Origin of the sequence: Bradyrhizobium campsiandrae (genome assembly GCF_014529705.1) — a bacterium.
Taxonomy (GTDB): Bacteria; Pseudomonadota; Alphaproteobacteria; order Rhizobiales; family Xanthobacteraceae; genus Bradyrhizobium; species Bradyrhizobium campsiandrae.
In genome coordinates, this window is the sequence record NZ_JAANIH010000008.1 from 174,646 (window position 1) to 184,886 (window position 10,241).

The 10,241-nt window shown below is 59.6% G+C and carries 8 protein-coding genes; 7 read left to right on the forward strand and 1 reads right to left on the reverse strand.

The window, feature by feature from the left end:
• The first annotated feature begins 277 nt into the window (after positions 1 to 277).
• From G8O24_RS08455 to G8O24_RS08470, 4 genes are all read left to right on the forward strand, one after another.
• Positions 278 to 1,222 carry an AEC family transporter gene (locus G8O24_RS08455; protein WP_188098287.1) on the forward strand — a complete coding sequence of 315 codons (945 nt, stop codon included), beginning with the start codon at positions 278 to 280 and terminating at the stop codon, positions 1,220 to 1,222.
• Positions 1,223 to 1,413: 191 nt separating this feature from the next.
• Positions 1,414 to 1,731: a DUF3303 domain-containing protein gene (locus G8O24_RS08460; RefSeq protein WP_188098289.1), complete on the forward strand. Its 318-nt coding sequence runs from the start codon at positions 1,414 to 1,416 to the stop codon at positions 1,729 to 1,731.
• A gap of 285 nt (positions 1,732 to 2,016) precedes the next feature.
• Positions 2,017 to 2,316 carry a hypothetical protein gene (locus G8O24_RS08465; protein WP_244645779.1) on the forward strand — a complete coding sequence of 100 codons (300 nt, stop codon included), beginning with the start codon at positions 2,017 to 2,019 and terminating at the stop codon, positions 2,314 to 2,316.
• A gap of 139 nt (positions 2,317 to 2,455) precedes the next feature.
• Positions 2,456 to 3,364: a hypothetical protein gene (locus G8O24_RS08470; RefSeq protein ID WP_188098293.1), complete on the forward strand. Its 909-nt coding sequence runs from the start codon at positions 2,456 to 2,458 to the stop codon at positions 3,362 to 3,364.
• A gap of 343 nt (positions 3,365 to 3,707) precedes the next feature.
• On the opposite strand, the gene G8O24_RS08475 is transcribed toward G8O24_RS08470, so the two are convergent.
• The gene (locus tag G8O24_RS08475; RefSeq protein WP_188098295.1) at positions 3,708 to 4,793 is read right to left on the reverse strand and encodes a helix-turn-helix transcriptional regulator; all 1,086 of its coding nucleotides are present in this window, start codon (positions 4,791 to 4,793) and stop codon (positions 3,708 to 3,710) included.
• Positions 4,794 to 4,982: 189 nt separating this feature from the next.
• Between G8O24_RS08475 and G8O24_RS08480 the strand changes: the two genes are divergently transcribed.
• The 3 genes from G8O24_RS08480 to G8O24_RS08490 form a co-directional block, all read left to right on the forward strand.
• Complete coding sequence (locus G8O24_RS08480) at positions 4,983 to 6,155, forward strand: hypothetical protein (protein ID WP_188098297.1); 1,173 nt, start codon at positions 4,983 to 4,985, stop codon at positions 6,153 to 6,155.
• 75 nt (positions 6,156 to 6,230) lie between these two features.
• Positions 6,231 to 7,514, forward strand: coding sequence for an IS256 family transposase (locus tag G8O24_RS08485; protein ID WP_188098299.1), 1,284 nt, complete (start codon positions 6,231 to 6,233; stop codon positions 7,512 to 7,514).
• A gap of 148 nt (positions 7,515 to 7,662) precedes the next feature.
• Positions 7,663 to 10,241: lysozyme family protein (locus G8O24_RS08490; protein ID WP_188098300.1), on the forward strand; the 2,579-nt coding region annotated here is incomplete at its 3' end.

Consider the following 10,241-nt stretch of genomic DNA (forward strand, 5'->3'; position numbering starts at 1 on the left):
CCCAAAGTCTCGAACAGGGGCGGGAGTGTGGGTGAACCGGCGTTCGTTGGCAACGCGGCCGGAGGCGAAAGCTCGGACCTGTGCGCTCTCGGCAACAGGGAGGCGTTCGCCAAAACAACCCCATGCACAGTAGCGAGGGCACTGGGCCGCCTCGCAAATCTCCATCATTTGCGGATTTTACGAATTTCCTTTGACATGTCGGGCAAAACACCGGCATGATGGCACGATCGAGACGCGTGGGGTGGTCGGCCGGAATCCCCGTGAGGGGGAGGACCGCATGGCCACACTGTTGATCGTCGCTCCGGTGTTTGCGCTGATCGCGGCCGGCTATGCGGCGGTGCTGTTTCGCTTCGTCTCGGAGGGCGCGCACAAGGGCATCTCCGAATTCGCCTTCAGCATCGCGATCCCGGCGCTGTTGTTTCGCACCATCGTCGTGTCTGAATTCCCCGACGTCAGCCCGTGGCGGATGTGGGGCGTCTATTACGGCGCGCTCGCCCTCACCTGGATCGCGGCGCTGATGATCTCGGCGCTGATCCGCGAGCGGCGCGATGACCGCGAGGACGGCGTCGTGTTCGCGATCGGCTCGGTCTACGGCAACATCGTCATGCTCGGCATTCCCCTGGTGCTCTCCGCGCTCGGCAACGAGGCGGCCGGGCCGATGTCGCTGATCCTGTCGGTGAACACGCCGCTGCTCTGGCTCTGCGGCATCCTGCAGATGGAGCTGGTCAGCCGCAAGCGGACCGGCTCGGTGCTGTCAGTGATCCGGCCGATCCTCGCCGACCTTGCGCGCAATCCGCTGATGCTGGGCATCGGCTTCGGCGTCGTCTGGCGCTTCACCGGCCTTGGCCTCACCCCCGTCGTCGACAAGACGATCGAGCTGCTCGCGCAAGCCGGATCGCCGGCCGCGCTGATCGCGCTCGGCATCAATCTGTTTCGTTTCGAGGTGAAGGGCGAGATCACCAGCGTCGCCGCGATGAGCGCGCTGAAACTGCTGGCAATGCCGGCGATCGCCTTCGCGCTGGCGAGGCTCATGAACCTGCCGCCGATCGTCTCAGGCGTCGTCGTGCTGTTCGCGGCGATGCCGACCGGCGCCAATGCCTACATCTTCGCGGTTCAGTATCAGCGCATGGTGAACCCGGTCTCGGGCGCGGTCGCGCTGTGCACACTGCTGGCGGCGGTGACGTTGCCGGTGGTGGTGATGGTGGTGGCCGGGGCGAGGTAGGCTCGCAAAGCCAACCGGTCGCCTTAGGCTGAACGCGCGAAGAGGGCGCGTTTGGCCCGCAATGGGAAACCCATCCTTCTTTTCGATCTCCCATCTTTGTGGTCTTCTCACGCCCGAGCGGCGCTGGCAGTGCATTGAGCACGGCGTTCGCTTGATTGCCCCTTTTCATACTGATCATTTGGAGAAGAGTTATGAAATACATGATCGAGTATACGATCCGTCATGGCCTCGGACATGAGCAGAATTTCGGGACAGCCGAGGGACTTCTGACCGCGTTCGGCAAGTGGAAGCCGGAGGACGGACTGACGGTGCACGCATTCCTGTCGAATCTGGTGGGCGATAAAGGTTACGTGTTCGTCGAGACCAATGATCCCAAGGTGGTTGTTTCCTTCGTTTCCAAGTTCACTTTCTGGAACGATGTGGACGTTCATCCCGTGGTCGACGTCGGCGACGTGATCCCGGTGACGTCAGCCTCGCTGGCATGGGCGCGAAGCGCATCAAAAGCCTGACGGCTGAACGCGCATACGGCGCGGCCGGGGCCGGCGTGGTGGATCCCAGCGCGGGAGCAACACGCGTCGGCCCTGATACGCGCAATCGTGCCGCGCGGCGCGGCGTCGCGCCGATGTCTTGATCACCGTAATTCTGGGGGTGAATACGCCACCACGCGCAGCCACGCGATCGCCATCTTGATGTGGCTCAACTCGACCTGGATGTCGGTCGCTATGTGAGCTCTGGTGATCACCCCGGGCAGATATTCCGTTTGGTTCAGAACGCCGGTCCGTGAAGGCGCCGGCGTGGTCGAGTTCGGCCCCGACGGCAAGCTCACCGGCGGCGATTCCACGTTCGCCTATGCGGGCGACTGGACCCAGCAAGGCGAGCACTTCAAAGCCAGCCTTTCCGCCCGGCGCGTTGAACCGGGCCCGCCCGGCGTGTTCGGACTGGATGAGATCGACATCGTGGTGTCAGGGCGCTCGGTGGATGGCTCGTCCACGATGTGCACGGGGTTTGCGAAACAAGCGCCGGGCTTGAAGCTCGAGGTGGAGCTGGTGCGGATCGTCGGGGATCACGGCGGAGGTGCGCCGGATCGAGCCTAGCTGGCGGTTGCGCGCGCTTGGAAGGATCGGGCGTTCAGGGTTTTCGATCCGGCAATCACGCTCGAACCGGCATTGATTTGTCGTCGACAAATGGGCTGCATACGCGCGTTGCGGATGGCTGTCCGGATGGAGACCGATCTTGCGCCTGCCTTGGCCGCTTCTGTTCGGATATGCCGTCGTCACCACCTGGTTCGTGACCATACCGCTGGCGCTCGTGTTGGCCTTTGCCGCCTGGTATGGCGCGCCCTGGATGGGCGGACTGCGCTTTGTATTGGTCGCTTGCGCCGCCTGTCTGACATTGCCATTTCCCGCGGCGGGCGCCCTCTATCTCTACCAGAGCTACGACGCAACCAGATACTGGCGCACGCTCGAGACCGCCGAGACCATCGCTGATTTGCCTTTACCTGCGGGGAGCAAAATCCGGTTCGCCGACAAGGCGCATTCCATCGTCGAGATGATCGAGCTGCCGCACGCGACCGAGATCCTCGGCATGCGGCTTTCGGGAACGCTCAAGCCGTGGAAGCGACAGGGCAATGACGTCACGCATTGGGGCGGCGATCTCCACGGCTATCAAATCATCCAGGGATTGCCATGCAAAGGTGGACCCTACGCCAACGACCGCTTCGGCGGCGTTCTGTTCGACAAGGCCGGCACACTCCACCGCTTCACGCTCGGTGCGCCGCACGAACTGCTCGGGCTGAAGCTGCCGGCCCACACCACGATCCGGCGCGGCAACGACCTGGAGCCCTGGAGCTTTCTTCTCTCGGCGGGCGAAGCCTACATGCCGATGCTGGACACGATGGCCCCGGTCGGCGTCACGCTGGACGTTGCCGGTGACGGGCGGCTGCTGCGCATCGGCTCGGGACACGGCCAGACGATATTCGTCCGCGGCGTGCCCTTGACCAGCGGGAGCTTCGAGGTGCGGGACCGGACCGTCGTCTCACAACTCGCCGAACCATTCGCCGTCGCTGGAGAGGTGCGGCCGGCCGGCACCTGGTTGCGGATCGGCTTGGATACGGGAGAGATGTCGGTCGTCAGCGAGGGATGAGATTCGCAGGGGTTCGAGTGCATGGCTGATAGCGGTTACGGGCACTAAACTTTAGGTGACCGGTCCACCACGACTAGCAGGAGAGTTAATTTAGTGCAGTCTAGCAGTGTCACCGTAATCCCGACGACGACGAATCCAACGAGATCGATGATTTCGTTCATGTCTCAGCTCCCTGGTTCGTCTGCAGGAGCTAGATACTGCAAGCGGCTAAAATGGGCCGCCTTCTCCTGCTGCCGATGTTCCCGAGGGCGCGAACGAAATTGAACGATCCTGCTTCGTATTGCGAAACTCTTCTCCACTAAGGGGATCAATGGGCGCTCGCAGCAATTGCTGCCTCTGCTTTCTAAGCATCGCGCGGATAAGTTTTCCCCGCGAGGAGGCTTATGAGTTCCTGCTGCCGGCGCGTACCCGTTTTTGCCAAAACAGCTTTCACTTGGGTACGCACGGTCTGCAGGCTGACCCCCAAGGACTTTGCCAATTCGTCAGTATTCCTCGCACCCGCAATTCCCCGAGCAATTCTCGCTTCCGCGGGAGTTAAATCAAATAACCCCTGCAATACTTCCGCGGTTGGGACCTTGGATCGGTCGACAGGAGTCACAATCACGATTGTTGCTGCATTGAGATAAAAATCGTGCGCGGCGCCTCGAATTGGGAGCAGATGAACAATCAGCGGGGGATGGGTCTCGCTGCCTGGGACGGGAATCGATCTGGCACCGTGGTGCGTGTTATCCTTGAGGGCAGCATGAAGAAGTTCGTCAGCCCGGAGATCAGACAAGCGCAAGCGGTCCGAACCATCCTGGAGTACAGACGGAATCATATCCTCCAATATCTGATTGGAGGATATCAGTCTGCCACTTGTTCTCACAAGGCCACCGGGAAGCCCGATTGCTTGCAGAGTATCGGCCATGGCCCGGGCCCGGGCAAGCCCGGTCCTGCAAGACAGCAAAGCGGCTCGCGCGAGATGTGGACGTAAGCTATCGAGGCGGACACAGTCTGCCCGAGAGAAGGGACTGGTCGCTGAACGCCTTTCTATAGTGTAGACGGCAATATTTCCGGTGGGCATCGTGATCCCTGTCCCCGCACCGTTACCGAAACCCTTGGGCCTCAGATAGCGTACGATGGCTTCATCCTGATCCATTTCCTCCGGCGAGAAGACATCGGCGTCACACACGAAGCCGGCATGGTTGAAAGCCATCATGCGGGATGCTCGCTGAGTTTTCGCTTGCCATCCTCCCTCCATCCATCCCGTGCCAAGTTCGTAAACTCCCTGGGACCATACGGCTCCGATGGGCGTAGCGCCCTCCAACAGAAACAAGCCGGTCCCGGCAGCCATCACCACATCTGCAAGCTCTTGCAGGGTGGAGCTCCAGAGGTCAGGTACCAAAGCGGCTTCGTAGATTTTGTCGATGAGTTCGTCGTCGGAAATCACGGCTCTTCCACCTGATGTAGCCACTGCGACCGCGTATCTCGCGATACCACGCGCTTGAAAGAAAAATGACCAATTGGATGTGCCTTCTAGGCTTCGATTGTCGAGGCAACCCCGCTCGCCATTCTCAGCTAGATTCAGTGGCCGACTGTAGCCAAGATTGCCCCGCCGAATCCAGTATCCGCAGCGTCCGTGAACTTCGAATACGGACCGGCTGATCCAGCGGTTGGCGAGTTCACATACCCCATTGGGGTGATGAGTGGACGAGCCTCATCGGTATACTTTGGCGCTGGCGCAGCGTTTGGGCTGCATTTTTGGTGGGCAATTATGCCATCCGCGACAATTTGGGTGAGGTACGACCTTAGCTTCGTCGAAACGACTGACCAAAGTGCGTCTCAGGAAGCGCTGTATTATACGGACATCAAGGGATACCACGTCCTCGTTTATGCACCTTACGCGGACCCTTATTATCTACCGGACACGCCCGGAGAATTTATTGAGTATGGTCATGGGCCGTACTTCAATCTGAGTATGTTGTCTTATGCTTTCTACGGGTCGGCGCCGAACACGTTCACCTTCATCGGATATAAGGCGACGGCCACTGATGTTTCTCTGACGCAGCCAACGGAGGCGCTGCCGGCCCTCCAAACGCTCACACGAACAAGCTACACGTTCGATTCGAGCGGCCACGTCATAAGCCAATATGATCTTAGCGTATCTGCGTACGACCACGTTTGGCGTGCGCAAACCGTCGTCATCCCCCCGACACTGTTTACTAGCGGGGCGGACGTGGTCGATTTTGGCCAACTGAAGCCAGATCAGCAGCAAGCAATTTCTGAAGGCGCCGATATTACCCAAGGCCTGGGCGGCAACGACGTTGTGACTCTGGCGGGCAGCCAATCTTTCACGACGGGCTCAAAGACGGGTGACACTTACACAGTCAATGGTGGAAGCGGAAGCTACAACATCACCCTTGGTGCTGGTTCTGACACCGTTACCCTCACCGGTGCCGGCAGCACGACAATATCGGTTGGAACAGGGGCGGACACTGTTCTATTAAACGGCAGCGGCGCAACGACGCTTAAATTTGGTGCAGCCAATGAATCTGTAAAAGTGTGGAGCTCTCAGTCGGCGCCGATCGCTATGACTATCGACGGTTTTGGATTGGGAGATACGCTAGATTTTTCAGGCCTCTCCAATCTAACTCTAACGGCTGTAACCAGTAGCACTCAAGAAGTCGACGTCTATTCTGGAAAGACCATCGTAGCCCGTCTGAACTTCGTCAATTTTAGCGGAGCCGTCGATACTACTTTCCTCGAACCGCTGAACGACGCTGCTGGTGGAGCTATCGCTGAAAGTTGGTGACGGCGGGAATCGGAAAGGCGGCATATCGTGGGGGTGCTTGACGCCTCCACTTCTCCACCGAAGGAGCGATATGCCGTGTCCAAAGATAACATCATCAAGCTGATTCAACCAGGAAACGTCGACGATCAACTCACCGAAATCTTGCGCAATGGGGCGCGTGCTCTGTTGGCCCAGGCGGTCGAGGCCGAGGTCGCGGACTTTCTCGGCAAGCATGCCGATTTGAAGACCGCGGACGGCCACCAGCGCGTCGTGCGCCACGGTCACCTGCCGGAACGCGAGGTGATGACCGGTATCGGTCCGGTCGCCGTCCGCCAGCCGCGCGTACGCGATCGCGAGGCGGACGCTACCGACCCCGACCGCATCCGTTTCTCTCCGTCGATCCTGCCGCCCTACATGCGCCGCTCGAAATCGATCGAGACGCTGCTGCCGATCCTTTACCTGAAGGGTATCTCCACCGGCGACTTCTCCGAGGCTCTGGCGGCGCTGCTCGGCAAGGATGCTGCCGGGTTGTCGGCATCGGCCATCGGCCGTCTGAAGGACGGTTGGCTCGACGAACACACCGCGTGGCAGAGGCGCGATCTGTCGGCGAAGCGCTACGTCTACATCTGGGCCGATGGCATCCATCTCCAAGCACGCCTCGAAGACGAAAAGCAGTGCATCCTTGTGCTGATCGGCGCGACGCCGGAAGGCCGCAAGGAACTGGTCGGCTTCACCGATGGCGCCCGCGAGAGCGCGCAGGACTGGCGCGATCTGCTGCTCGACCTGAAGCGGCGCGGGCTCGACGTGCCGCCGCGGCTCGCCATCGCCGACGGCGCGCTCGGGTTCTGGAAGGCCGCCGGCGAGGTCTGGCCGAAAACGCGCGAGCAGCGCTGCTGGGTGCACAAGACCGCGAATGTGATCGCCAAGTTGCCAAAGAGCCAGCAGCCGAAGGCCAAACGCGCGTTGCAGGAGATCTGGATGGCCGAAACCAAGGCCGCCGCCGAGCTGGCGTTCGACGCCTTCATCGAGAGCTACACGCCCAAATACGAGAAGGCGGCCGACTGCCTGAGCAAGGATCGGGACACGCTACTGGCGTTCTACGACTTCCCGGCCGAGCACTGGAAACACCTGCGGACGACCAATCCCATTGAAAGCACCTTCGCTACCGCGCGCCACCGCACGATCCGATCGAAGGGTTGCCTGTCCAACAGGACGGCGCTCGCGATGGTCTTCAAACTGCTTGAGGCCGCGCAGAAAAGCTGGCGTCGTCTCGATGGCCACAACCAGTTGCCAAAACTCGTTCTCGGTGTGACATTCAACGACGGGATCGAGGTCATCGCCAAACCGACTGACCGTCAGCCCATAACCGCCGCCGCCTGACCGGCCAGGCCGTCACCAAAATTTAGCGATAGCTCCTGCTGGTGGGACGAAGATTGTCGTCGACCCAAATCCGGTCGGGCCGGAAGATCCTATCGGTTCACGTATCGACTGGAGCTTTGTCCATTCTTGGGAGTCCGGCCCAGCCGGTGTGACTTACCTTGCGCCCTACGTACCGGTGGCAGATGGAAATTCGGGCCTCACTCTTGCACAGGGAGTCGACATTGGCGGGCAAGGCAATCAGACCACGAATGCAATCACCACGCTCTTCCCAGATTATGCGAATAATCCGAACCTAAGTTTCATTTCAACGTTTGTGGGCCAGACGAATGCTTATGCATTGTCACATTTGGCTCCTTCCAAAACGATCAACACTAGTGGAAAGATATCCACCGCTGTTAGCATCACGCTGGAACAAGCAAACGCGATTACAAATTACGCCGAACAATCTATCCTGGATAAACTAAGTCGAGATTATACGGCGAAGGCTGCCACGTATGGCCAACCAGGGTGGGATGCGCTTACCGCCTCACAGCAAACAGCAATTTTCGATTTTGCGTACAACATCGGATTGCATCGTGACCCGCCAAAGCATTATGGGCTAGAAGATCTGACTGCAGGCGTCGCTCCTACAAACCACGTGTGGGATTTGTTGGCGCAGCACAATTGGTTGGGAGCCGCCTCGTTTCTGTACAAGCAGTATTTGCACGCAAGCAAAGAACAGCATGACCGTAGATATGCTGAGGCGGATCTTCTGCTCGACGGTCAGACATCAAGTTTAAAATTTGAGACGGGCCAAACGGTCGCAAACAACACAAGTTACGGATTTTCGATCTCAGATGCTACTTCGCAGTTTGCGCTTGATCCAACTGGCCCCAGCCTTCTCCTGACCAGTGGAGCCGGCTCTCCTAAGATTAATTCATTTCAGCTGCCACCCGATGACGGCTTTCAATATCGAGTTAGTTACGAAGTGGGGACGGTTTGGTCGACCGCTCAAATTGTTCAGGCGGATAACTTTCTCACTCTGCCAGCTGGAGGTGTCGACGGTCTTTCCGTCACGATGCTTGACTCGACCGGAAACCTTGTGTCTGGCTCACCCGACTTTGCTTTCTATGTGACCTTCGCCTCTACAGGTACATTCTCAGCAAATGTGGCATCGTTTGCGGCGCCGGATGCGGGTCCGACAATTACGGTGACAGATCTTTCCGCTGCGCACGGTCAGACCTTTGCCGCGTCATCGCTATTCAGTTTCAGCGACGCTTATGGCCTCGTCGGCGCGCAGTATGACTTCTGGTACGACGGCAAGGGCGGCGGCTATTTTACTTTAAACGGATCGCCGCTTGAGGCTAGCAAAGACAATTTTGTAACCGCAGCTCAGTTGTCTAGCTTGGTGTTCCATCCAGGCACAGGAATTGACACCCTTTGGATCAAGGCAAGTGATGGACTGGCTTGGGGCAATTGGTCTCAAAGCTTCACTATAGTTGGAGCTGCCAACCACGCTCCCGTCGTGAGCGCCTCCGACTACAGCGCAACGCACAGTCAAAACATCTCGGCATCGAGCCTGTTCTCGGTCAGTGACGCCGACAGCGACAGCATGACCGCTTTCCGCTTCTGGGACTCGACCAGCGATGGCAGCAGCGGCCACTTCGTCGTCAATGGAGTGGCTCAGGGCACCAACCAGAACATTGACGTCACTGCAGCTCAACTCGCCAGCACCACCTTCCAAAGCGGCGCCGTCTCCGACGACCTCTGGGTCCAGGCCTTCGACGGCACCGCCTGGAGCGCCTGGAAGGAATTCCACGTCAACCCGCCGGTCAATCACGCTCCTGCCGTGAGCGTCTCCGACTACAGCGCGACACACAATCAGAACGTCCCGGCATCGAGCCTGTTCTCGGTCAGCGATGCCGACGGCGACAGCATGACCGCCTATCGCTTCTGGGATTCGACCACCGACGCCAGCAGCGGGCACTTCGTCGTCAATGGAGTGGCCCAGGGTACTAACCAGAACATCGATGTCACCGCAGCCCAACTTGCCAGCACGACATTCCAGAGCGGCGCCATCTCCGACGACCTCTGGGTCCAGGCCTTCGACGGCTCGGCCTGGAGCACCTGGAAGGAATTCCACGTCAACCCGCCAGTCAACCACGCTCCCGTCGTGAGCGCCTCCGATTATAGCGCCACGCACAATCAAAACGTCGCAGCATCGAGCCTATTCTCGGTCAGCGATGCCGATGGCGACAGCATGACCGCTTTCCGCTTCTGGGACTCGACGACGGATGCCGGCAGCGGACACTTCGTCGTCAATGGCGTGACCCAGGGCACCAACCAGAACATCGACGTCACCGCAGCCCAGCTCGCCAGCACCACCTTTCAGAGCGGCGCTGTCTCCGACGATCTCTGGGTCCAGGCCTTCGACGGCACGGCCTGGAGCACCTGGAAGGAGTTTCACGTCAACGCGCCGGTCAATCACGCTCCCGTCGTGAGCGCCTCCGACCACAGCGCGACGCTCAACCAGACCATCGCGGCATCGAGCCTGTTCTCGGTCAGCGATGCCGACGGCGACAGCATGACCGCCTATCGCTTCTGGGATTCGACCACCGACGCCGGCAGCGGACACTTCGTCGTCAATGGCGTGACCCAGGGCACCAACCAGAACATCGACGTCACCGCAGCCCAGCTCGCCAGCACCACCTTTCAGAGCGGCGCTGTCTCCGACGATCTCTGGGTCCA

Bases quoted from the DNA above. Each gene is read 5' to 3' on its own strand.
- G8O24_RS08455 (WP_188098287.1), top strand. From the start codon at position 278: ATGGCCACACTGTTGATCGTCGCTCCGGTGTTTGCGCTGATCGCGGCC.
- G8O24_RS08460 (WP_188098289.1), top strand. From the start codon at position 1,414: ATGAAATACATGATCGAGTATACGATCCGTCATGGCCTCGGACATGAG.